Genomic DNA, 23747 nt, shown 5'->3' on the forward strand with positions numbered 1-23747 from the left:
AACCATAAATCCCTAATTGACCAATTTATTCATCGACAAATTGTTCTGATTGGATATCCAGCTCAACATCCCAATGCTTAAATTGCGCTTGCTCATCATGCAAGTCTGCAACCAGCAAAGGCCATTGCGCGGCATTACCAGAAACACTCAGTTGCCATTGTTGCGCATTGCCTACTGTTAATTCAATGGCAGGAAGCATCTGATCGCTACGACTATGATTCAGTAAAACAGCGAGGCGAAGTAACAAACACAGATAGACTAATTTGTTGCCGCCAACCTTCATCACATCGACACGCGCGTCACTGCGCAGCTTACGACGGTGATGGGCCACCAAATGCGACAGATGGTTTTGATCAATTTGTGAGAAGCCCGCAATGTCAGAATGTTGCAATAAATATGCGCCATGACGATGGTAGCCCGCATGACTAATCGCTAAACCAATTTCGTGCAGATAAGCTGCACGACGCAGTAAATCACTGTCTTCTGTGGTTAATTTCAGTAAATCCGCCACACCATCAAACAAATGCTGAGCCATATTCACGACCCGTTCAGCTTGTTTTGGATCAGCGTTATAGCGTCCCATTAACGCTTGTACAGAACGATCTCGAATATCTTCATGTTGAAAACGTCCCAGCAAGTCGTACATCACCCCTTCACGCAGGGCACCATCTGAATACACCAGTTTATCCAGTTCAAGTACATCGAAAATGGCATAAAGTATAGCGATTCCGGCTGGCAAAACTGCTCGACGGTCTTCTTTTAGGCCATCAAATTCCATCTCAGCGACATGTTTATATTTGAGCAATTTTTCTTTGAGCTTATCTAAACCGTCACGGGTGAGTTCTTCTTTTTCATTACTCCAACCCATATTCACGGTAATTTGACGACACGCTTTAATGGTTCCACTCGAACCGACCACCGTATCCCAACCCGCTTCTTTATAGGTATTGGCAATACCAGACAGCTCCTTACGCGCTGCTACCACAGCTTTATCAAAACTTTTTTGGTTAATTTCACCGTCGACAAAGAAGGCTTTTGTAAATGCTACACAGCCCATTTGTAAAGATTCGGTATGAATGGGCTCAAATTCTTCACCAATAATCAGCTCTGTCGACCCCCCACCAATATCAATCACAAGACGGCGTCCACTGTTTACCATGGTATGAGATACACCTAAATAAATCAGACGAGCCTCTTCACGACCTGCAATAATTTCGATGTGCTTCGGCAAAATTTCTGCCGCTTTTTGAATAAATTCATGTCCATTTTTGGCTTGGCGTAGCGCATTGGTCGCCACAATTCTTAAACGATTCGGCTGAACCGAACCTAAACGTCCGACAAAGCGAGATAAACAGGCCAAACCACGCTGCTGTGCGGCTTCTGTTAAGTTTTTGTTTTCATCTAAACCCGCTGCTAACTGTACTTTTTCTGACATTGACGCAACTTTTTTCACTTCGCCATGGTCCACTCGTGCAATCGCTAAGTGGAAGCTGTTCGACCCCATATCGATGGCAGCAAGTAACTCTTCATCAATTAAAAAATCAGACATGATTTAATATAAACCTATACAGAATTGTGCTTAGATTAATTCACCTCCATGCAATTTAAAAGCCATTTATGGTCAGAAATTGACGAGCTTTTAAAATTTCAGCATATATGACAATTGTGTTACACGATCAGTAACATCGTGAGCATCAATTAGACAAACTCAAACTAAAGGTTGAAAATTTAGGAATCCATCTACTCAGTGATAGCAGGCTATGACATACTATTAGCCATAAAACTATCCAAAAATTGAAACTGGAGTTATCCATGTCTGGCAATATCGTAAATACAACTGATACAAACTTCGACGCTGATGTACTGCAATCAGACGTTCCTGTGCTCGTTGACTTCTGGGCAGGTTGGTGTGCACCGTGTAAAGCCATTGCACCTGTATTAGAAGTATTGGCGAACGAATACGAAGGTAAAGTGAAAATTGTTAAAGTTGACGTCACTGCTTGTGAAGCAACGGCTGTGAACTATAACATCCGTAACATTCCTGCATTACTGATGTTCAAAAATGGAGAAGTTGTCGCTCAACAAGTGGGCGCTGCACCAAAATCGAAACTAACGGCTTTCATTGAAGAAAACATTTAAGCATCTGTTTAGATCAAAAAATGAAATACGCTGTTTAAACAACAGCGTATTTTTTTCGGCTATAAATTGACAAGTCTAACTTTCTCTCTTATATTGCATGATCAAGAGATAAAGGATTATTCAATCCTGCCATTTTCTTAAAAGACACAACACATAAGATCGCCGCTCGGCAATACAAATTGTTTTGACACATTTTTCTTTAAACAATGAATCAGTCCTCTGAATTGTTATTGTGCAAATACAATTGCGTTACTTCATTGCATGTCTGCGGCTAAATGTTGCTTCCTTTTCATCCTGTATTTTAGAATTTTTGATTCTTATCTGACCTCCTATGAATTTAACCGAACTCAAGAAAAAACCGATTGGCGAACTCATCAAAATTGCCGAATTTATGGGCCTGGAAGGAATGGCCCGTAATCGTAAGCAAGACATTATTTTTGCCATCTTAAAGCGCCATGCGATGAATGGCGAAGAGATCTTTGGTGATGGCGTTTTGGAAATTCTGTCAGATGGCTTCGGCTTCTTACGCACTGCAGCGGGTTCTTACCTTGCAGGTCCAGACGACATTTATGTTAGTCCATCGCAAATTCGTCGTTTCAATCTACGGACTGGCGACACCATTACAGGAACCATTCGTCCACCGAAAGAAGGCGAACGTTATTTTGCACTGTTAAAAGTGAACCAAATTAACTACGACACTCCTGAAAACTCACGCAATAAAATCTTGTTTGAAAACCTAACACCACTTTTCCCAACCGAGCAATTGGTGATGGAACTTGGTAATGGGACGACAGAAGATTTAACCGCACGTGTGGTTGACTTGGTTGCACCTATCGGTAAAGGCCAACGTTCAATTATCGTAGCACCGCCAAAAGCGGGTAAAACCATGTTGTTACAAAATATCGCTCAGTCGATCGTGCGTAACAACCCTGAATGCTTCCTCATCGTTCTTCTGATTGATGAACGTCCTGAAGAAGTGACAGAAATGGAACGTACTGTTCGTGGTGAAGTTATTGCATCAACGTTTGATGAATCTCCAGCTCGTCACGTGCAAGTAGCTGAAATGGTAATTGAAAAAGCTAAGCGCTTGGTTGAACACAAGAAAGATGTTGTCATCCTTCTCGACTCAATTACCCGTTTAGCACGTGCTTACAACACCGTTGTTCCTTCATCTGGTAAGGTTTTAACTGGTGGTGTGGATGCACATGCGCTGGAACGCCCTAAGCGTTTCTTCGGTGCAGCACGTAATATTGAAGAAGGTGGCTCACTAACCATCATTTCTACAGCTCTGATTGAAACAGGCAGTAAAATGGATGAAGTGATCTACGAAGAGTTTAAGGGTACAGGTAACCAAGAAATTACACTGGATCGCCGTATTGCGGAAAAACGTGTCTTCCCTGCGATGAATATCAAAAAGTCGGGCACCCGTCGCGAAGAGCGCTTAATGTCTGAAGACAATCTACGTAAAGTTTGGATTTTACGTAAGTTACTTCATACCCAAGATGAACTTGCAGCAATGGAGTTCCTACTTGATCGCATGAAAGAAACTAAAACCAACGATGATTTCTTTGATCAAATGAAGCGTAAAGCGACCAGCTAATCCGACCTGCTTCACCTAAAAAGGCTGTCTTAACGACAGCCTTTTTATTTGGTTGACTTAGCTTACACAAAGCAACATTTCATCCGATTCTCTGTAAACTTATTTGCAAGTTTTTGATAAACAAAAATTTGAAATAAAAAATCTTCATCTTTTTAAATGTTTATTCAGTACTTCTCCAATACAAACCTCATCATTGATTGTTATTTTCTGTTAAAAAAGCCCTGTTTTTAGACCTTTTTTATCACTTTTTTCATCCCAGCTAGTAGCAATTCAAAATGCGCAGTGATAGCATATTTGCAGACCAGTTAGGCTGCTCCTGCATTGTTAGTCCCTAGCAAAATTAGGAACAATAAAAGCACACAACAGACTAACGTCGGTTTTTTTTAATCTCATATTTTAGAGAGTGATGCCATGTTATTCAAAAAAATTGCTATTGCTGCTGCAGTTGCTACTACTTTAGCTTTCGTTGGCTGTGCTAAGAAAGAAGAAGCTCCTGCTGCTGAAGCTGCATCTGAAGTTGCTGCTGCATCTGAAGCTGTTGAAGCTGCATCTGAAGTTGCTGTAGACGCTGCTGCTGCTGCTTCTGAAGCTACTGTTGCTGCATCTGAAGCTGTTGAAGCTGTTGAAGCTGCCGCTTCTGAAGCTGCTCACTAATCCTTTAGATTAGTCAGTAAAAAAGAGAGCCCTTGGCTCTCTTTTTTTACGCTCAAAATTTATCAAAAAACGACATTCCATTATCTGGCAAGAATTGAATCAGCCAAACAATCACCAAAAATTCTAAGCAAAAAAAAGCAGATCAATCGATCTGCTCATTTCCCACACGCTGGCGGAATTTCTGCCCTGCGCGGAAGGTTACTACACGGCGTGCAGAAATCGGAATTTCTTCACCCGTTTTCGGGTTACGACCTGGACGTTGACGTTTATCACGCAACTCGAAGTTACCGAAACCAGAAAGTTTAACTTGCTCACCAGAGATTAGCGCTTGGCTAATCTCGTCAAAGAACAACTCGACCATTTGCTTAGCTTCACGACGGTTTAAACTCGTGAGCTCACTTAGATGGTCAGCCATTTCCGCTTTTGTTAATGCTGTCATGAAGCCCTCAATGTCGCCTGATAAGTGTTTTCCAACACTTGTAAAATATGATCCATACCGGATTTAATTTCAGCATCTTCAAGCGTACGTGATGGGTGTTGCCAAAGAAGTGCAAATGCCAATGAGCGCTTACCGTCTTCAACACCTTGCCCAGTGTACACATCGAATAACCAAGTCGAGTCTAAAAGCTCACCACCTGTTTTTTCGATAAGTTGCTGAATTTCACTTACATTTATCTTATCACTAATTAAAAGCGCAATATCACGTCTAACCGACGGAAAACGTGATAATTCTGTAAAATTAGATACATAAGTTTGCAAAACAGCCGATTGATCAAGTTCAGCCACCCAAGTTGTGCTCAAATCCAATGCATCTTCTAAAGATGGATGTAATCGACCAAAGTAACCAATAGATTGACCATCGACTAAAACCTCAGCAGACTGTCCTGGATGCAACCAGCTACGCTCAGAACGAACATAGTCTACTTGCACACGACCTGCTGCCAATACTTCTTCAATTTCACCTTTGAAATCAAAGAAATCCATAGCTTGAGGTTTAGCATGCCAAGTTTCTGAAGTTTTTGCACCTGTTGCAATCACTGCAAGGGTAGGAATTTGTTTCAAATCATGAATAGATTCAGCGTCTTGATAGTCAAAGCGTAAGCCTAGTTCAAAGAAACGTACACGACTTTGTTGGCGGTTTACGTTGTATTGCACACAAGGAATCAAACTAGAGAGCAGTGTTGAACGCATCACCGCTAAATCGCTTGAAATTGGGTTAGCCAAAGCCAAAGGATTCACAGCCGCATTGAGTTGCTTCTCAAGCTTTAAGTCTGCAAAGCTAAAGCTAATCGCTTCTTGATAACCCAAAGTCACGAGGGTTTGACGAAGCTGAGCTATTTCAAATTGGTCTTGATATTGAGCCAATTTCGCTTCAATTTTTGGCAAACTGATTTGAATATTGTCATAACCATGAATACGCGCAACTTCTTCAATCAGGTCTTGGTAGATCGCCATATCATAACGGTGTGAAGGCGGCACTACAGACCACTGGCCTTCTGCTTTAACCGTCACAGCACAACCTAAACGGGTTAATGCATCCGCAATAAATGCAGCATCTACGCGATAACCCAACAGTTGATCGACTTGTGTTTGTTCTAGCTCAATCGCTTCGCGCCTAGGCAAAACTTCAGCTTGTTCAGCAACAGTAATCGGACCAAATTCACCACCCGCCAAATCAGCAATCAATTGTGATGCACGATGCATTGCCAGCATTGGTAGTTCAAAATCCACGCCACGCTCATAACGCTGTGATGCATCGGTATGTAAGCCAAAGCTACGGGCACGACCTGCAATTGCTAATGGGGCAAAGAATGCAGACTCTAAGAAAATGTCTTGGGTTTCATCGGTAACAGATGAAGACAAGCCACCCATGATGCCTGCAATCGCTAATGCTTTTTCATCATCCGCAATCACCATGACTTTTTCATTGAGCTCAACTTCTTGTTCATTCAGTAGAACCAATTTCTCCGCCGTATTCGCTTGACGAACTTGGACTGAACCTTGAATTTTTGCTGCATCAAAAGCATGGAGCGGTTGACCCAACTCCATCAGTACATAGTTGGTAATATCAACCAAAATACTATGCTGACGAATCCCTGAGCGAACCAAAGCACGTTCCATCCATTCTGGGGTTGCGGCTTTGGTATTCACGTTTTTAATCACACGACCCAAATAGCGCGGGCAGCCTTCAGTGCTCACCACCACTTTTTTCTCATCGGCAATGGTCGCAGCAACGGCATTAATTTCAGGTGTAGTCACAGTCAGTTGGTTAATTACCCCAATTTCACGGGCAATACCACGAATACTGAAACAGTCACCACGGTTTGGCGTGATGCTGATATCAATGACATGATCATCTAAATTTAAATATTCACGAATATCCACACCGACAGGTGCATCAACGGGCAGCTCTAAAAGGCCATCAATTTTGTCTTCTAGATCAATTTCAGATGCACCACACAACATCCCTTGTGATTCAATGCCACGAAGTTTGCCTTTCTTGATTTTGAAATCGCCTGGAAGCACAGCACCAATGGTTGCCACTGGGACTTTCATACCAACCCGTACGTTTGGTGCACCACAAACAATTTGTAAAGGTTCCCCTGAACCAATATTCACTGTGGTCACACGTAAACGGTCTGCATCAGGATGTTGCTCTACCGTCAACACTTCACCAACAACCACGCCAGTGAACGGTTTTGCCGCAGGCGATAAATCATCGACCTCTAAACCCAACATGGTCAGTTGATCAGATAAAGTATTGCTATCAACGGCTGGATTAACCCATGTACGCAACCAATTTTCGCTAATTTTCATTTTGTTAAAAACCTATAAATCTAAATTTTTGAATCCCCCTCTAACTCCCTCTTTTGGAAAAGAAGGAGAACCCCGAGTCATCACAAATAACTCCTCTCCTTCAAGGAGAGGCTGGGAGAGGTATAAATCTGTTTAAGCAAATTGGCGTAAGAAACGCACATCGTTTTGGTAGAACATACGTAAGTCATTGATGCCATAACGAAGCATCGCAAAACGTTCCACACCTAGACCGAAAGCAAAGCCTTTGTATTTTTCAGGATCAATCCCTGCTGCCTGCAAGACATTTGGATGTACCATGCCACAACCAAGCACTTCTAACCATTTACCACGCTCATCCATAATATCCACCTCAGCACTTGGCTCTGTGAATGGGAAATAAGATGGACGGAAACGCACTTTTAAGTCTTTTTCAAAGAATTCGTTTAATAGATTAACCAACAAACCTTTCAGTTCTGCAAAGCTGGTATTTTCAGCGACATACAGACCTTCAATTTGATGAAACATTGGCGAATGCGTTTGGTCAGAGTCACAGCGGTATACACGACCTGGACATACAATACGAATCGGGGGTTGCTGGGTTTCCATGGTACGAATCTGCACACCAGAAGTATGGGTACGTAACAAATGTGTCGCATCGAAATAGAATGTATCGTGCATTGCACGCGCAGGGTGATGCCCTGGAATATTTAAAGCTTCAAAATTGTGGTAGTCATCTTCAACTTCTGGCCCAGTTTCAATCACAAAGCCCGCTTTGGTAAAGAACTGACAAATACGCTCTTGTACTTGAGTAACGGGGTGAATACTACCAATCGTTTGACCACGACCCGGTAAAGTAATATCCACCGTTTCACTTGCAAGTTTTTGCGCCAACGCCGCTTGTTGTAATTGTGTTTGGCGTTCAGTTAAAGCACCGGTAATCGCTTCGCGGACTGCATGAATTTGCGCACCAAAATTTTTACGCTCTTCAGGGTCCATTTTACCTAAAGCTTTTGATTGCTCAGCGAGCTGGCTTTTCTTACCCGTAAACTGCACTCGTACTTGATCGAGTGTAGCAAGGTCCTCTGCTGCTGCAATCGCAGCAAGCGCTTCAGTGGTCAGGGCTTCCAGTGACATAGTAACTCTCAAAGCAACAATTTATAAAATTAATAAAACCCCATATTCTATCAGTTTTTAAGCACGTTGATGAAGCTCTACGATCAGGAAAATTTGTTTAGTACATGGTTTTATAATCAGGTTAAGATAGGGCCATCACAGAAGAGAACAACAAACGATGTCGCTTGATCCTATTTGGCAACAACAACTTACTTTAGTGACTTATGGCAATGAATATTTACGCCACAACCTAAGTTTCCAACGTTGGTTAGAACATGCCATTTTTGACCGACATTGCTTTCAGTTCCGTGACCTAAATAGCCAACATTTACTGGCTCAGCATTTTCAGGTATGGCTTGAAGCCTTAAAAAAACAAGGGGTCAAACAGCTCAGTCTGCATAGCTCAACATTGCTAGCAGATGAAAAGAACCCCAACTCAAATATTGAACTCCTCGCTACACCACATATTATTGTGAGCCATCAAGCACAGCAAAAAACTGCTTGGATTTTTGGTAAAGAACTGGCTGAGTGGTACAGCGCTGAACATGATTTTATAGTTCCAAAGGCACAACAAAGCTCAATCCGTAGCGAAAATTTATGGCGTTTTGAACTGAATCACAAACTCAGCAAACGCATTGAAGCGGATTTACAAACGCCGAAATGGGATGAAATCGAGAACTTTACCGAACAAGAACTATTTAGTGCGCCATTTGCACAAGATTTAGTAGAGCCAGAGACGGCAAACTTACCTTACTATGGGCAACAAGATGCCACAGATGCAGTCCACCGTCTCGCTCTTTTACCAACAGATTACGCTGCTGATTATGCACACCAAACGCTGTATCGTTTAGATACACTATCAGCATTGATCCAGACTAAGATTCAACATCCTTATAATGCAGAAGGCCAAGTACTCACGCCAGATGAGCAATTGAACTTACGTCATTTTGAGCAAAAGATTGATGATTTAAGTACCAAGTTTATCGTAAAAGTGGCCAATCACTATCAAACCGCGCAGCTCACACCCAAAGACACAACTACACCACTGGATGCACGTAATCATCCAACACCTAAATTAAGTGCGATAGAGAGCAGGCCTCATGAAATACACCATAAATCGGGGAAAACTGGGGTGTTTGCTTTAATCGTGATTACGATTTTGATCTGCCTAGTTGGCTATTATTTTGGCTTATAAGTTATTACCGAGATATCTAAGCGCTCCTCTCAATGAGCGCTTTTTTATGGATTCAATTTCTTTAGGCAGTAATTAGAAGATTGAAGGGCCGAATCTTGATTTGTACCTTATGCTGATTGGCATGTTGATTAATATAATGATTAACCGAAACAACCTCCCCCTCTAGCTCCGCATCAGGTCCATACATAATTTTGACTGACTCACCTTTTCTGGGAATCATTTGTAATTCCACCGTGATACTTCCCTGTCCCATTCCAGTAATTTCTGCAAGCATATCCCGCTCCTTTTCTTTTTAATCTTTTTATTTATTAGGCATCGACCACCTTTGAGATTAAAGCAGATTTATGTAACTAAAGCTTAGAGGTTCATCTTAATCGCTGAGTATGCACTGCTATTCTCTGATTTAAACGCTAAGCTTTTCAACAGCCAACTGATCTAAAAAATGACTCACCTGCTTCGGTGTCTTTAAATGAATCCACTGTATATGTTGATATTCAGGCATCTGCATCATTTTTAGGTATTTCTGTCGGTTTTTAGCATGTGTTTTAATCATCCACCAAATAATCGAGTCCCGACCAAACATCCGCAGCAAACTTTCCCGATTATTCGAGTTTTCCCATAAATCCTGTTGTGCCCATGCCCGCTGAACCGCACGCTTCACAGAACGGTAAAGGTTGACTGGAAAAGGTAAGTCCAACCAAATGACAGTATCAATTTCCGCCCATTTCACAGGAATGGCGCGGGTATAGTTACCATCGATCACATAGCCCTGTGTCGCCTTCTGTACTTCTGCCTCAATCTTGGCAAAGAACACCTCATCGGGACATTCTTGCCAGTCATCAAGCCAAAATAGATTATCCAACTCGATATAATGCAAATCTAACTTTTCGGCCAAAGCTCTGGAAAATGTAGATTTGCCTGTAGCAGAAGTTCCTACAACATTGATTCTTTTCATAACCATCTACCAAGACTCGAAAAGAGTTAAAAAAACTATATCTAGAAGTTTCAATACTTAAAACATTATTAGCAATAAAATTACAATTAAAGTAATAGCCTAAAAACGTAAACACCGATATTCTCTGCACCGACAAAACAATAATTTTTAGTATTTATTCAATTAGTAAAATATAGTTATCGGAATTAAAAAGTGTACCTAAATAGAGCTTATCGCCAAATTGCATTTGTGAGTTATGGAAATGAATATTTAAATGGTGCGGTTGATACAGAGATCCTAGATAGGCATCCATTATTATTCAACCATTTTCCAATATTACGTGATACTAAATACGGTACGCTTTTATGCGGTTCTGCTTCACATCTCTTAAGTAGGTTACAAGAATCCGGAGCCATAAAACTGAGTTTACATGTTGCTCAAGACTTGCATATGGAACTCAATGACTCTTCGATTTTTTATTTTTCAACCGATGAAGAAAGTTTCTGTATTGTTGTGCATTATCCTCATAATGAATATAAAGTTTTAATCCATAGCGATGAAACACCAACATGGCAAAGTTTTGATGAACATGGAAACAAAGATTTTTATAATTATTCCAATTATTACCAAAATGTAGAGGCATACACGTTACACCACCCATCCCCTCAAGCAATTTCTACTATAGAACAAGACTTAAAGCCAATCAATTGGGATACTTTTTTTAAAGACACAGAAGCACGTCTTTATTTTAATGATATGGCAAAACAATATGGCAGTTATCCAATTCCATTAGATATCAATAATTGCTATGTCGGCGATTTATTCAATGATTCTATAAAAGAGCAGTATCCGATATTTCCATTCACTATCCGAAAAAATTACGCTTCGAATTTGATAGAAAATACAGCTTTATTAGAACAGCAATATTCCGCTGCATCACATTCAAAAAATGAATATTCCGATTATATTCAAATGAATAATAACGAAAGGGATACTTTTTCAGCAGCCTATAATCAACTGACCCTACTCCGCCCACTAATCTTTAAACACTGTGCAAATCAATATCAGTTTTCAGACATTAAAAATTGTAATTACTTGTCCAATATTCCAGAAACAACAAAAAATTCTTCTTTTTCTATTGAAAAAAATACCGTTCAAATTCGGACATCTAACGATGTAGTAGAAAACACCGCACACCTAAAAGACATAGAACATCAAGTAGAAACAAAGTGCGTAGCTGTAAGCTCTTTTAATTTATTCAAAATCATGAAATTTTTATGGCACATCATTTGGTGTTACTGTGCATTGTGGACTTTGGCTTTCTATTCCGTATCATGGGGAAATACTTTTATACTAACGATTGCATTTTTATATGCACTTTATAAAAGCATCATTCATTCAAACAATAAAAAAGACCGCTAAAAAGCGGTCTTTCTTTAAGTCTTAAAGACTTATGCAGCTAATGCATCTTTAGCTTTAGAAGCTAAAGCAGCAAATGCAACTGCGTCATGCATAGCGATGTCAGCAAGTACGCGACGGTCGATAATCACTTGAGCTTTTTTCAAGCCAGCGATCATACGGCTGTACGATAAACCATTTAGACGAGCACCAGCATTAATACGCGCAATCCATAGAGCACGGAATTGACGTTTTTTCTGACGACGGTCACGGTAAGCGTATTGACCCGCTTTGATTACTGCTTGGAACGCTACGCGATATACGCGTGAACGAGCGCCGTAGTAACCTTTAGCACGAGCAAGAATTTTTTTATGACGGCGATGAGCCTGTACACCACGTTTTACACGAGCCATTTATAATCTCCTTAGATGTATGGGCACATACGACGAACTGAAGCAACGTCACTCACGTGAACCATTACACAGCCGCGTAATTGACGAATACGCTTAGCAGATTTTTTGGTCAAAATGTGGCGTTTGAACGCTTGTTTACGCTTGAAACCGTTAGCAGTAGCTTTAAAACGCTTAGCTGCACCACGGCGAGTTTTCATCTTAGGCATAACAACCTCTTTTGAACACCTGTTCGGAACGTTTGCACCATTGCAAAACGACCTGCAGGTAAGGGAGCGAATATTCTAATCGAACTTTGTCTAAAACAAAAGCAAATAATCAACAATAAAAGCAAGCTTAGTTTATTTCCCGATAAGCTTTAAGCGATGAATTTATAACCGTGGTTTAGTCCAAGTCGTATAATGCCTCATCCATTCCATACTGTACCCTTATGAACGCTACACAGGATGCTTTTGCCGCACTTCGATACCGAGACTTCTCTATTGTTACGCTCAATCAATTTTGTCTGACGCTTGCCATTTTAATTCAGGAAATTATTGTGGCGTATTCTTTGTATAAAATTACCAAAGATCCTCTCACTTTAGGCTTGATTGGTCTGGCAGAAGCAATCCCCTTTATTGCGCTCTCCTTATGGGGTGGTTATTTTGCAGATCGCTTTAATAAGCAAACCATCATGAAAATCTGCTTATTCTTTGCCATTCCTCTGCCCTTGATTTTATGGGGGTTATTTCATGCTTATACCTTAAAGCAAATTGAACTCTCCACCCTGTCATGGGGTGTCTATGCCGTGATCTTTGGCCTAGGAACAATTCGGGGGTTCTATAATCCATCTGCAACATCACTCAAACCCTTTTTAATTCCACGAGACATTTATGCCAATGGCGCCACATGGACCACCATTGGTTGGCAAAGCGGGGTGATTATTGGGCCGATGCTCGGTGGATTTATGCTGGCATTTTTAGGCCGTGAAACCAGTTTAATTAGTGTAGCGGTACTGCTCAGCCTATGCTTCTTACTCGTCAATCTTTTAAGCAAACGCACTTTTCCTAAAATTGAAACGAAACGTGTACTACAAAGTTTAGGTGTAGGTCTTCGCTTTATTGCTAAAACTAAAATCGTCCTCTGGGCCATCTCACTCGACTTAGTTTCAGTGCTGTTCGGCGGTGTGATCGCTTTACTCCCGATCTTTGCTGAAGATATTTTGAAAATTGGGCCTGAAGGATTGGGCTATTTACGGGCAGCACCATCGATTGGTGCACTCATCACCATGATTGCGCTGACGCGTTTTCCGCCCACCCGACATGCATGGCGCAATATGCTGCTTGCTGTTGCAGGTTTTGGCCTATTCACCTTATTGTTCGCTTACTCAAACTACCTCTGGTTGTCTTTGTTTGCTCTTGCTATGACGGGTGCATGTGACAGTATTTCAGTGGTAATTCGTCAGACCATTTTACAAATTTATCCTCCTGAGAATATGCGAGGCCGTGTTGCAGCGGTAAATGGCATGTTTGTGTCGAGTAGTAATGAACTGGGAGCATTTGAGTCAGGTCTTGCAGCAAAATATTTAGGCCCTGTGATTGCAACGGTTTTTGGCGGCAGCATGACGCTCTTGGTGGTCGCACTCAGTTGGGCTAAAACCAAAGACTTATTTGGTGTAGACATCACCCAAGCCGAGCAAAAATAGTTTTAATTTAACAATATAACTTGCGAGTCTTTCTAATTCAGGAAATACTCGCAACAATTATTTAAGTCATGCGCACTGGATGCGTTATAAAAGAAATCGATCATATGAAACCACTCTTCTTGCTCGCATTATCTACACTGCCCTTTCATCTCAGTCATGCAGCTCAGCCACCATTAGAACTCACCATTCAAAAAAGTTCAGCTCAATCGGCGCATTTGACCACGCGTATTCAATGGGTAGATTTTCCCAAACCCCAATATAAAAATAGTGATTTAAACCAACAAAACCGTGCAGCGATTATTCGTGTGTATGCAGATGAAACAGGTGATGTGACCAAAGCGACAGTCCAAGAAACCACTGGAATCAAAGCTTTAGATGAAAAGCTGGTAAATGCCGTGCTTCAAGCCAAAGTAAAACCGTTTATAGAAGACGACACCGCTTTAGCTGTCATTGGTTATCAAGTTTTTAATTTAAACTTAACTCCAGATGATGTCGAAGCATGTAACTATAGCTTTGACTCAAAGAACTGGCGTGCGCAACAACAGCAGCAAAAAGTGCCTTTTCAATATCAGGCTCAACCTACGCTTGCGCTAGATTCAACGCAGTTGAATGGTCATGACCGTCAAATTAAATTTAGCTTTAAAGCCGATAAACACGGCAACATCAAGAAGCCTAAAATTATCAAAGGTTCAGGTATTTACGCGCTTGATCAACAAGTTTTACAAGCCGTTGCAAATAGCAGAGTCAGTGTTAAACGCACAGCAAGCACACTGTGGATCTATAAGAAATCTAAATTTAAAGATGCGATTGAATTCGATCTGAATGCTTGTCGTTAAAAATTTAGCGTGACACGAGTTCTCACTCACTCGTGTCATCTCTCTATATAAACTTTAAACCCATTCAGCACATATAAGCATGTGGCCAGTCGCTCTCAGTACTTGAAAATAATTAGAACTGACTAAACATCCAATATACAAAAAGATAGCGTCCGATTTTCGCAATACTCACCATCACGACAAAACGAACAAAGTTTTCTTTGAGTAATCCTGCAATGAGGGTAATCGGATCACCAATAACGGGCACCCAACTGAGCAATAAAGACCAAAAACCATATTTTTGATAAATGCCCTGCGCCTGCAACATCTTTTGCTCTGAGACGGGAAACCATTTGTTATTTTTGTATTGCTCAACTTTCAAGCCGAGCCACCAATTCACACAGCTACCTAAAATATTGCCTAGGCTGGCAACAGCAACCAACAACCACACTGAATACTGCGTCTGAGCCAACAATCCCACCAAGACTGCTTCTGACTGTAAGGGTAGCAGTGTCGCCGCCCCAAAGGCAGAAAGGAAAAGTAGTCCTAAGGCCCACATCATTTTATGATTTTAAACCCAGCTTTTTCTTGGTTGAGCTATAAGCAAAACTTGACCAGATCAATGCCAGAATCAACAAAAACCAACGTGACCATGAATACTTATCAGCAATCGGTTCAATTGCAGCGCGGAGTACCACCTGATCTTTGGTATTCAGCAATTCAATGATTTTTTGAATGTGTACCGCTTCAGCTACAAATAGCACCAAACATCCTGCAATCCCCACAATAATACTGAGATAGATTTTAGGATTCGCTTCAATAATGCGGGTTAAATTGAGGAAAAACTCTTTTTTCATTACGCTGATGTCCAAACAACCTTTCAACAAAAAAGCCACCCATCGGTGGCTTTAAAGAATGGCTTATACCTTGAAGGCGCTAAGCTTAACACAGTTCAAGTCAGCGCTTCTGTAACTAATTCACTTGAAGCGCCAACGCACGCTGAACCGCGGGGCGCGCTTGAATACGCTCCATATAAGCCTTCACATTTGGATAGTCATTTATGTCAATTTGCTGCCACTCATAACGCAGAATCCATGGGAAAATTGCCATATCCGCTATCGAATACTCTCCAGCCACATAGTTTTGACCAAAAAGTTGCTTATCTAGTACACCATACAAGCGCTTGGTTTCATTGACATAGCGTTCAGTTGCATATGCAATACGTTCGGGAGCAAATTTACTAAAGTGATGGTTCTGTCCAAGCATTGGACCAAAACCACCCATTTGCCACATCAACCACTGCTCAACTTCAACACGAGACTGTTCATCGCTTGGATAAAACTGTCCTGTTTTACGCCCTAAATACTGCAAAATCGCTCCTGACTCAAACACAGAAATGGCTTCACCTTTAGGACCATCTTGATCCACAATCGCAGGGATTTTATTGTTGGGTGAAATGCGTAGAAAGTCGGGTTGAAACTGATCATTTTCTAAAATATTGATGGGAAAGACTTGATACTCCAAACCCATCTCTTCTAATGCGATGCTAATTTTATGTCCGTTGGGTGTTCCCCAATAGTACAAATCGATCATGTGGTTATCCTGTTACTTTTCTCGTTTTAGTTCATATTGTCGAGGTTTGATACTGTTTATAACATGATTCCAGCCTAGAAACATTAGGTTAAACTGAAATTGAAATCTTAAAATATGCATGACTAGCTTCATATAAATAGAATAATTATCAACCAAAGAGAATTTTTTAAAAAACCTTATTTTTTAATCTTGAAATTTTATAGAGCATCCAAATATTAAAAGTACAGCAAACATCCACACCAATTATTGCTGTGACAACCATGCTAATCGAGTCGCATAGGTTGCTTATTTATATCACTTTTCCTAATAGTGGAGGTTTTATCAATGAGTAATTTAAGCTTAATGCCATTATTCCGTCGTAGTATCGGTTTTGACCGTTTAAACGATTTGTTTGATCATGCAATGCTCAGTGAAGCACCACATTATCCTGCGTACAATATTGAAAAAGTCGGTGATGATCACTACCGCATTGTCGTAGCTGCGACTGGTTTTAACCAAGATGAGCTCGCGATCGATTTAGAGAATCAGGTACTTAATATTTCAGGTCAACATGCTGATCAGACCAAAGACAATCATGCTGAGTTCTTGCATAAAGGCATCACACAGCGCTCATTTAAATTATCTTTACGTTTAGATGAACACATTGAAGTACAAGAGGCCAATTATGAAAATGGTTTACTCACCATCCAGCTACGACGGATTGTTCCAGAAGAAAAAGCGCCATGCCGAATTCCAATCGGACAAAAGAAATTAACAACTGAAAACACTTCGGCATAGTCAATCTGTCTTGTCCTGAAATAGATTGACAGTATTCCACTTCAAACCGAGTTAAGCAATTAGCTCGGTTTTAGTTTGCTCATACATCTGATTCGGGGTGTTCATATTTAAACTTAAATGTGGTCTATAGTAATTATAAATCATGATAGATTCCGTAATTAAGTGATCTAACTCCTTCATGGTTTGACATCGTGTAGTTAAAAACTCCTGCTTTAATATTCCATTAATCCGCTCTGCTAATGCATTTTGATATGAGAAACACTGTTTCGCAAGGTATCCATCTGTCATGGAAGGACATATCCCATAATGGCGCAATGCCGATTGATATAGCTCAGAGCAATACTGAGAGCCTCTGTCTGAATGATGAATCATCCTAGTCGCTCGATCCGTCACATGCTGCATCGCCATATGTAGAGCCTGCATAACATTCTCCGCACGCATATCATTCGATAACTTATAACCTTTAATCTGACGGGTATAAGCATCTGTCACCAATGATAAATAATGTACGCCTTCAGCACTCTCAACATAAGTAATATCACTAACAAAGACTTCGTTGGCTTGCACTGCTGAATAATCCTTTAATAAATTTGGATGCTTCTTCATCCAATGCTTGCTATCCGTAGTTTTTGTATAGCGACGCTTGGGGCGAATCAATAAATTATGCTCTTTCAATATTTTAAATAACTGATCCCGTCCACACTTTAAACCACGCTGCAACAATTTGCCTTTAATAAGCCAATACAACTTACGTGTTCCGATACTTGGCATGAGACAACGATATTCCATAACCAACTCAAGTATTTGTTCAGTTACTTGTGCAGTCATTTGAGCACGTTTTTCTGCTTGATAATAAGCTTGTCGAGTGATTCCTAACCACTGACAATAACGTGAAACGCTTAGTCTTCTTTGGCTTTGCCAATCTTTGAAACGTGCTCGGTATACTTTTTTCCAAGATCAGCCCCACATTCTTTATCAATGTGATAAATCACATCCTGAATAAATTCAGTTTTAAGCTTTTCTGCGGCTAACTGCTTTTCTAATTGGCGGATTCGTTGTTGGGGTGTTAATTGGCGTTTAGAAGAAGGCGGCATATTCGAAGTCCAGTCCTGTTGTCCGTGCTTGCGTAACCATACCAGCACAGTTGATCTTCCTTGAATACCATATTTTGCCTGAGCTTGTTTATAAGTAATTTGCCCTTTTTCTACTTCATGTACAACCATCATTTTAAAGGCAAAGCTATAATCACCTTGTGTACGTTTAACTCTTTGTTCTCGTTCATGTTCCATAAAATAAGCCTCTTAAAGGTGTAAACTTATTTCAGGACGGGACAATCAACAAAATAAAAAAAGCACTGCATAGGCAGTGCTTTTTTTAAGATCAATGGATCATTACTTTTTCTTTTTAGGACCAAGCAACATACCCATTTGACGACCTTCCATTTTCGGTGCTTGTTCAACTACGCCCAAGTCAGCCACATCTGCTTCAACTTTTTGAAGTTGAGCCAAACCAAGCTGTTGGTGCGCCATTTCACGACCACGGAAACGAAGAGTAATTTTTACTTTGTTGCCTTCTTCAAGGAACTTAGTGATTGCACGTAGTTTTACGTTGTAATCACCAACATCAGTACCCGGGCGGAGTTTGATTTCTTTCACCTGTACTTGATGCTGTTTTTTCTTCGCTTCTTTCTGCTTTTGCTTTAGATCAAACAAATGCTTGTTGAAGTCCATGATTTTACAAACAGGCGGTTCAGCGTTTGCTACGATCTCAACAAGATCAAGCTCAACACTTTCAGCAGCGCGTAATGCTTCTGCCAAGCTAACAATACCTTTTTGCTCACCATTTTCGTCTACAAGACGGACTTCTTTCGCACGAATTTCATCATTCAAAGCAGGACGGTTTGATTTGTTACCGCCCTGTTGATTACGGTCAGGCTGTTTAATCGCTGTTACTCCACAATGTACCGGCCGCGTTCGGCAACGGCTGCTTTTACTAGGTCAACGAAAGCGTCGATTGACATAGTACCCAAATTTGTTCCTGAGCGGGTACGCACGTTCACTGTACCTTCCTCTACCTCACGGTCCCCAAGTACCAGTAAGTAAGGAATACGCTCTAATGTACGTTCACGAATCTTAAAGCCGATTTTCTCATTTCTCAAGTCTGAAATCACACGGAGACCGTTTTCTTTAAGTTTAGCGACGACTGACTCACATGCTTCCGCTTGTGAATCGGTAATGTTCATCACACATGCTTGGATTGGTGTTAACCAAGGTGGCATAAAGCCCGCATAGTGTTCGATTAGTATACCAATAAAACGTTCAAAACTGCCAAGAATTGCACGGTGCAACATAACAGGTTGATCACGATCATTGTCTTCAGTGACATATGACGCATCTAAACGTTCTGGCAAATTGAAGTCACATTGGATTGTACCACATTGCCATACACGGCCTAAGCAGTCTTTCAGTGAGAATTCAATTTTCGGACCATAGAATGCGCCTTCACCCGGTTGAAGTTCCCACTCCAAACCAGCAGCATCTAAAGCATCTGCTAAAGATTTTTCAGCCATATCCCAAAGTGCATCATCACCCACACGTTTCTCTGGACGTGTAGACAACTTCATTTGCACGTCTTCGAAACCGAAGTCTTTATACACATCTAAAGTCAGTTGAATGAAGTCAGCCACTTCTTGACCAATTTGCTCTTTGGTACAGAAAATGTGTGCATCATCTTGAGTAAAGCCACGAACACGCATAATGCCGTGCAATGAACCCGATGGTTCGTTACGGTGACATGAGCCAAACTCAGCCAAACGAATTGGCAAATCGCGGTATGATTTTAAACCTTGGTTGAACACTTGTACGTGACAAGGACAGTTCATCGGCTTAATTGCATAGTTACGGCTTTCTGAATGCGTCGTGAACATGCCATCTGCATAGTTTGCAGCATGGCCTGATTTTTCCCAAAGCGTGAAATCAACCACTTGTGGGGTACGAATTTCGAGGTAGCCATTGTCTTGTTGTACTTTGCGCATGTATTGTTCAAGTACTTGATAAATGGTCCAACCGTTTGGATGCCAGAACACCATACCTGGTGCTTCTTCTTGCATATGGAACAGGTCTAAAGCTTTACCAATTTTACGGTGGTCACGCTTTTCAGCTTCTTCAATACGTTTGATATACGCTGCAAGCTGTTTTTTGTCTGCCCACGCTGTACCATAAATACGTTGTAACTGTTCATTCTTCGCATCGCCACGCCAGTAAGCGCCTGACATTTTAGTCAACTTGAATGCTTTTAAAAATTTAGTATTTGGCACGTGTGGACCACGGCACATATCCAAATAATCTTGATGGTAGTACAAGCCCATTTCTGTTTCTTCAGGCATGTCTGCAATCAAGCGTAATTTATAATCTTCACCACGCGCTGTGAATTCTGCAATCACCTCATCACGTGGTGTCATTTTTTTGATGACATCATAGTCTTGATCGATGAGCTTTTTCATGCGCTCTTCAATGGCTACCATGTCTTCTGGCGTAAATGGCTTTGCGCTAAAAATATCGTAATAGAAGCCATCTTCAATGACAGGACCAATCACCATTTTCGCTTCAGGGAACAATTGCTTAACCGCATGTCCCACCAAGTGAGCGCAAGAGTGACGAATGATTTCGACACCTTCTTCGTCTTTAGGCGTAATAATTTGAAGGCTGGCATCCGTGGTAATCAAGTCAGATGCATCGACTAAACGACCATCGACTTTTCCTGCAACTGTATTTTTCGCAAGACCCGGACCGATGCTCAGTGCAACGTCCATCACAGATACAGCTTGATCAAATTGTTTTTGATCGCCATTTGGCAAAGTGATAATTGGCATAAAAAATCCTTAAGGAGTGATGCCCCGTACCATGGAGCATATCACCGCGAGATTATGATCGAGGTAAAACCTCAAAAGATAAAAACGGTGGATAAATAAAATCAGTCGAATTTTACACGTGTTATCCACAGGATTAAACCTTTTCCCCTATAAAATTCACGTTTCAGCGCATTTTGAATTTATTTGCCAATCCCACAGCCTCCCTAAAATGAGGGGGATTGATGTTCCGCAATCCTTATCGCTACATTTTATAATGACTCTATCGGTCACTTTTTATTGAACAATACAGCAACACAAGCATACACATTTTGCTTAAAAAGCAGGCTAAAATCTAATTAAAAGGGTTTATATCGCACAGAATCCATAGATTCAGTTTAGATAAACTAAACAAAAAAAATTCAATAAATTCATCTAAAAAGAGCAACTCGACTAAAGCATAAATGCAAGATGGCTGAAAAATGCATATCTTTTAATCAATGGAAAAATAATACTGAATTTGGAGTGATCAACATGGTGAGTGCTTATGATGAGTTACCAAGAACCCCCGCAAACTTTGTGGCTTTGTCACCGCTGCGTTATTTAGAACGAGCTGCCTATATTTATCCCCATCAAGATGCCATCATTCATGGGCACCGCCATATTTCATGGCGTGAAACTTACCTTCGCTGCTGCCAATTTGCCTCACAATTACAAAAACTGGGAATCACAAAAAACGATACTGTCTCTGTTTTGCTGCCCAATGTCCCTGCAATGATCGAAGCACATTTTGCAGTCCCAATGGCAGGTGCTGTCCTCAACACATTGAACACGCGCTTAGATGCCAAAACTATCGCATTTATGCTTGATCATGCAGAAACCAAAGTCTTATTGGTGGATCCAGAGTTTGCATCGGTTGCACAAGAAGCCTTGGCTTTGGTCGGACGCGATATTTTCGTGATTGATGTAGATGATGCTGAGTATGAAAACTGTTTTGCAGCTCCCATTGGTCAAATCGAGTATGAAGACTGGTTAACCGAAGGCGATGAAAACTTTGAGTGGCATTTACCTCAAGATGAATGGGATGCCATTAGCCTAAATTACACCTCGGGAACGACAGGTAACCCGAAAGGGGTGGTCTATCATCACCGTGGGGCTTATATCAATGCAGCCAGTAACATCATTGCTTGTGGCATGACACCTCGTGCAACCTACTTGTGGACCCTCCCCCTGTTTCACTGCAACGGTTGGTGCTTTGCATGGACCATGGCAGCCAATGGCGGCACCAACATCTGTTTACGTAAAATTGACCCTGAACTTATTTTTAAACTCATCGCTGAACACAAAGTCGATTATTTCTGCGGTGCGCCAATTGTGTTATCAATGCTGATCAATACCCCTGAAGAGCAACGGGTTCACTTTGAGCATCGCGTTGAAGTGATGGTGGCAGGTGCTGCACCGCCTGCTGCAATTATTGAGGGCATGCGTCATATTGGCATCAATGTCACCCATGTCTACGGTCTCACTGAAACCTATGGTCCTTCTGCGCTTTGTGCCTCTCAAGCAGGTTGGTCAGACTTATCGATTCAAGAACAAGCGCAGCTGCACTCACGCCAAGGTGTACCGTACCCACTGCAAGATGGTATGAAAGTCCTTGATCCAGATACCATGCAACCTGTACCGCATGATGGTCAAACCATGGGCGAAATTATGTTCCGTGGCAACATTGTGATGAAAGGCTACCTCAAAAACCCTGAGGCGACCGCAGAAGCGTTCGCTGGTGGTTGGTTTCATACAGGCGATCTTGCAGTCTGCCAACCCGATGGCTATGCCAAAATTACTGACCGCTCTAAAGATGTGATCATTTCTGGAGGCGAGAATATTTCATCACTAGAAGTTGAAGAAATTCTCTATCAACATCCTGCTATTTTAACGGCTGCGGTGGTCGCGAAGCCCGATCCTCGCTGGCAAGAAGTGCCCTGTGCATTTATTGAACTCAAAGCAGGTAAAGAAACCACGCCTGAGGAAATCATTGAATTCTGTAAGCAACATCTGGCACGTTTTAAAGTCCCGAAAGATGTAGTGATTACAGAAATTCCAAAAACGTCGACAGGCAAGTTACAGAAATTTGTCCTACGTGATTGGGCCAAAGAGCGTGCAACACGCGAGTTTAGCTAAACAATCAGCAGTCTACTCAAGCAAATATTCTCACATAAAAAAGCGATCTTGAAGGTCGCTTTTTTATGTCTAAATGGCTTAATTATCTGAAATTAAAGCCACTTGCTGAATGTAGTTAAACAACTTCAAACGCGAAGCTTTAAGTTGTTCTTCATCAGCCTGCTGTTTCATATCACGGTGAATACGCAATACATGCTGACGAATGGTATGACGTTCCGCGGCATTATAAGTTTTGGAAAACTCATTAATGACCACATCACCATCTTTGATCATACGATCAACCCAACGCTGCAATTGAGCAGTTTTTTTCGCACCTTGTTGCGGTGTCAAATAAGACAAAATCACCGTTTCATCTTCATTACGCAACAACTTACCAATGCGTAAAAATTGGCGACGACGAGCTTCATTTGATGTAATCAGTTTCACATCCAAAAGAGCTTCAATCAAACGCTCTTCAACAGGTAAGTTTTGAATTTGTTTAGTGTTCAACTCTGCAAGTTGAGAACCCAAAGATGCCATACGTTGTACGGCTTTTTTCTGTTCAGTTTTACTTGCACGTCCTTCTAAAGATTCAAAGTCTTCTTCAGTAAAACTATGCGGTCGACGTGCCACGA

General features: G+C 41.2%; 24 protein-coding genes. 9 read left to right on the forward strand and 15 right to left on the reverse strand.

The annotated features are described in order from the left end of the window. Positions 1 to 25: 25 nt before the first annotated feature. Entirely contained in the window at positions 26 to 1549 is a 1524-nt protein-coding gene (ppx, locus tag AC4CU3_RS05540; RefSeq protein ID WP_201706083.1) for an exopolyphosphatase, read from the reverse strand. Between the two features lie 263 nt (positions 1550 to 1812). Here ppx and trxA point away from each other — a divergent pair, with 263 nt between their 5' ends. The 3 genes from trxA to AC4CU3_RS05555 all read left to right on the forward strand — a co-directional run bounded on the left by trxA (position 1813) and on the right by AC4CU3_RS05555 (position 4393). Next, positions 1813 to 2139 (forward strand): thioredoxin, encoded by a 327-nt coding sequence (gene trxA / locus AC4CU3_RS05545; protein ID WP_078388709.1) that lies wholly within the window; start codon positions 1813 to 1815, stop codon positions 2137 to 2139. Between the two features lie 331 nt (positions 2140 to 2470). Further along, positions 2471 to 3739 (forward strand): transcription termination factor Rho, encoded by a 1269-nt coding sequence (gene rho, locus AC4CU3_RS05550; RefSeq protein ID WP_078388710.1) that lies wholly within the window; start codon positions 2471 to 2473, stop codon positions 3737 to 3739. Positions 3740 to 4150: 411 nt separating this feature from the next. Further along, positions 4151 to 4393, forward strand: a complete 243-nt coding sequence (locus AC4CU3_RS05555; protein ID WP_004692268.1) for a hypothetical protein — start codon at positions 4151 to 4153, stop codon at positions 4391 to 4393. Between the two features lie 142 nt (positions 4394 to 4535). On the opposite strand, the gene AC4CU3_RS05560 is transcribed toward AC4CU3_RS05555, so the two are convergent. From AC4CU3_RS05560 to pheS, 3 genes are all read right to left on the reverse strand, one after another. After that, complete coding sequence (locus AC4CU3_RS05560) at positions 4536 to 4832, reverse strand: integration host factor subunit alpha (protein ID WP_004649746.1); 297 nt, start codon at positions 4830 to 4832, stop codon at positions 4536 to 4538. Beyond that, a complete protein-coding gene (pheT, locus tag AC4CU3_RS05565) occupies positions 4829 to 7210 on the reverse strand; it encodes a phenylalanine--tRNA ligase subunit beta (RefSeq protein WP_279044202.1) in 2382 nt (793 codons plus the stop codon). Before pheT ends, AC4CU3_RS05560 begins: the two co-directional genes overlap by 4 nt. Before the next feature lie 132 nt (positions 7211 to 7342). Beyond that, positions 7343 to 8323 carry a phenylalanine--tRNA ligase subunit alpha gene (gene pheS / locus AC4CU3_RS05570; protein WP_004979194.1) on the reverse strand — a complete coding sequence of 327 codons (981 nt, stop codon included), beginning with the start codon at positions 8321 to 8323 and terminating at the stop codon, positions 7343 to 7345. Positions 8324 to 8480: 157 nt separating this feature from the next. Between pheS and AC4CU3_RS05575 the strand changes: the two genes are divergently transcribed. Next, the gene (locus tag AC4CU3_RS05575) at positions 8481 to 9497 is read left to right on the forward strand and encodes a hypothetical protein (protein WP_279044201.1); all 1017 of its coding nucleotides are present in this window, start codon (positions 8481 to 8483) and stop codon (positions 9495 to 9497) included. 61 nt (positions 9498 to 9558) lie between these two features. On the opposite strand, the gene AC4CU3_RS05580 is transcribed toward AC4CU3_RS05575, so the two are convergent. Both AC4CU3_RS05580 and AC4CU3_RS05585 read right to left on the reverse strand, forming a co-directional pair. Beyond that, the gene (locus AC4CU3_RS05580) at positions 9559 to 9771 is read right to left on the reverse strand and encodes a KOW domain-containing RNA-binding protein (protein ID WP_004692273.1); all 213 of its coding nucleotides are present in this window, start codon (positions 9769 to 9771) and stop codon (positions 9559 to 9561) included. A gap of 129 nt (positions 9772 to 9900) precedes the next feature. Continuing rightward, positions 9901 to 10452, reverse strand: a complete 552-nt coding sequence (locus tag AC4CU3_RS05585; RefSeq protein ID WP_035326386.1) for a P-loop NTPase family protein — start codon at positions 10450 to 10452, stop codon at positions 9901 to 9903. Positions 10453 to 10644: 192 nt separating this feature from the next. Here AC4CU3_RS05585 and AC4CU3_RS05590 point away from each other — a divergent pair, with 192 nt between their 5' ends. Then, positions 10645 to 11853, forward strand: coding sequence for a hypothetical protein (locus tag AC4CU3_RS05590; protein WP_279044200.1), 1209 nt, complete (start codon positions 10645 to 10647; stop codon positions 11851 to 11853). A 29-nt stretch (positions 11854 to 11882) separates the two neighbouring features. On the opposite strand, the gene rplT is transcribed toward AC4CU3_RS05590, so the two are convergent. Together rplT and rpmI are read right to left on the reverse strand one after the other, a co-directional pair. Beyond that, the gene (gene rplT, locus AC4CU3_RS05595; protein WP_004692276.1) at positions 11883 to 12242 is read right to left on the reverse strand and encodes a 50S ribosomal protein L20; all 360 of its coding nucleotides are present in this window, start codon (positions 12240 to 12242) and stop codon (positions 11883 to 11885) included. Positions 12243 to 12253: 11 nt separating this feature from the next. Further along, the gene (gene rpmI / locus AC4CU3_RS05600) at positions 12254 to 12448 is read right to left on the reverse strand and encodes a 50S ribosomal protein L35 (protein ID WP_004278281.1); all 195 of its coding nucleotides are present in this window, start codon (positions 12446 to 12448) and stop codon (positions 12254 to 12256) included. Positions 12449 to 12669: 221 nt separating this feature from the next. Between rpmI and AC4CU3_RS05605 the strand changes: the two genes are divergently transcribed. After that, positions 12670 to 13923, forward strand: coding sequence for an MFS transporter (locus tag AC4CU3_RS05605; protein WP_004979186.1), 1254 nt, complete (start codon positions 12670 to 12672; stop codon positions 13921 to 13923). Positions 13924 to 14027: 104 nt separating this feature from the next. After that, complete coding sequence (locus AC4CU3_RS05610; RefSeq protein WP_004979184.1) at positions 14028 to 14759, forward strand: energy transducer TonB; 732 nt, start codon at positions 14028 to 14030, stop codon at positions 14757 to 14759. 112 nt (positions 14760 to 14871) lie between these two features. On the opposite strand, the gene AC4CU3_RS05615 is transcribed toward AC4CU3_RS05610, so the two are convergent. The 3 genes from AC4CU3_RS05615 to AC4CU3_RS05625 all read right to left on the reverse strand — a co-directional run bounded on the left by AC4CU3_RS05615 (position 14872) and on the right by AC4CU3_RS05625 (position 16331). Beyond that, complete coding sequence (locus AC4CU3_RS05615) at positions 14872 to 15300, reverse strand: YqaA family protein (protein ID WP_004979182.1); 429 nt, start codon at positions 15298 to 15300, stop codon at positions 14872 to 14874. Position 15301: 1 nt separating this feature from the next. Then, complete coding sequence (locus AC4CU3_RS05620; protein WP_004979180.1) at positions 15302 to 15595, reverse strand: hypothetical protein; 294 nt, start codon at positions 15593 to 15595, stop codon at positions 15302 to 15304. A 115-nt stretch (positions 15596 to 15710) separates the two neighbouring features. After that, positions 15711 to 16331, reverse strand: coding sequence for a glutathione S-transferase family protein (locus AC4CU3_RS05625; protein ID WP_004692287.1), 621 nt, complete (start codon positions 16329 to 16331; stop codon positions 15711 to 15713). Positions 16332 to 16655: 324 nt separating this feature from the next. Between AC4CU3_RS05625 and AC4CU3_RS05630 the strand changes: the two genes are divergently transcribed. Further along, positions 16656 to 17108, forward strand: coding sequence for an Hsp20 family protein (locus AC4CU3_RS05630; RefSeq protein WP_004692288.1), 453 nt, complete (start codon positions 16656 to 16658; stop codon positions 17106 to 17108). Positions 17109 to 17159: 51 nt separating this feature from the next. Here AC4CU3_RS05630 and AC4CU3_RS05635 read toward each other — a convergent pair. The 3 genes from AC4CU3_RS05635 to thrS form a co-directional block, all read right to left on the reverse strand. Beyond that, a protein-coding gene (locus AC4CU3_RS05635; RefSeq protein WP_490738044.1) for an IS3 family transposase occupies positions 17160 to 18397 on the reverse strand; the annotation gives its coding sequence in 2 pieces (ribosomal slippage) (positions 17160 to 18061 and positions 18061 to 18397; 1239 coding nt in all). A 102-nt stretch (positions 18398 to 18499) separates the two neighbouring features. After that, a complete protein-coding gene (infC, locus tag AC4CU3_RS05640) occupies positions 18500 to 19051 on the reverse strand; it encodes a translation initiation factor IF-3 (protein WP_078425166.1) in 552 nt (183 codons plus the stop codon). A gap of 5 nt (positions 19052 to 19056) precedes the next feature. Further along, positions 19057 to 20979, reverse strand: a complete 1923-nt coding sequence (gene thrS, locus AC4CU3_RS05645; RefSeq protein WP_279044038.1) for a threonine--tRNA ligase — start codon at positions 20977 to 20979, stop codon at positions 19057 to 19059. A 510-nt stretch (positions 20980 to 21489) separates the two neighbouring features. Here thrS and AC4CU3_RS05650 point away from each other — a divergent pair. Beyond that, positions 21490 to 23133 (forward strand): acyl-CoA synthetase, encoded by a 1644-nt coding sequence (locus AC4CU3_RS05650; protein ID WP_279044037.1) that lies wholly within the window; start codon positions 21490 to 21492, stop codon positions 23131 to 23133. A 78-nt stretch (positions 23134 to 23211) separates the two neighbouring features. Here the strand turns inward: AC4CU3_RS05650 and yjgA are convergent, their stop codons facing one another. Continuing rightward, positions 23212 to 23745, reverse strand: a complete 534-nt coding sequence (gene yjgA / locus AC4CU3_RS05655) for a ribosome biogenesis factor YjgA (protein ID WP_005400753.1) — start codon at positions 23743 to 23745, stop codon at positions 23212 to 23214. Positions 23746 to 23747 lie beyond the last annotated feature (2 nt).

The sequence above is a fragment of the Acinetobacter sp. 802_lipA genome (genome assembly GCF_058242885.1).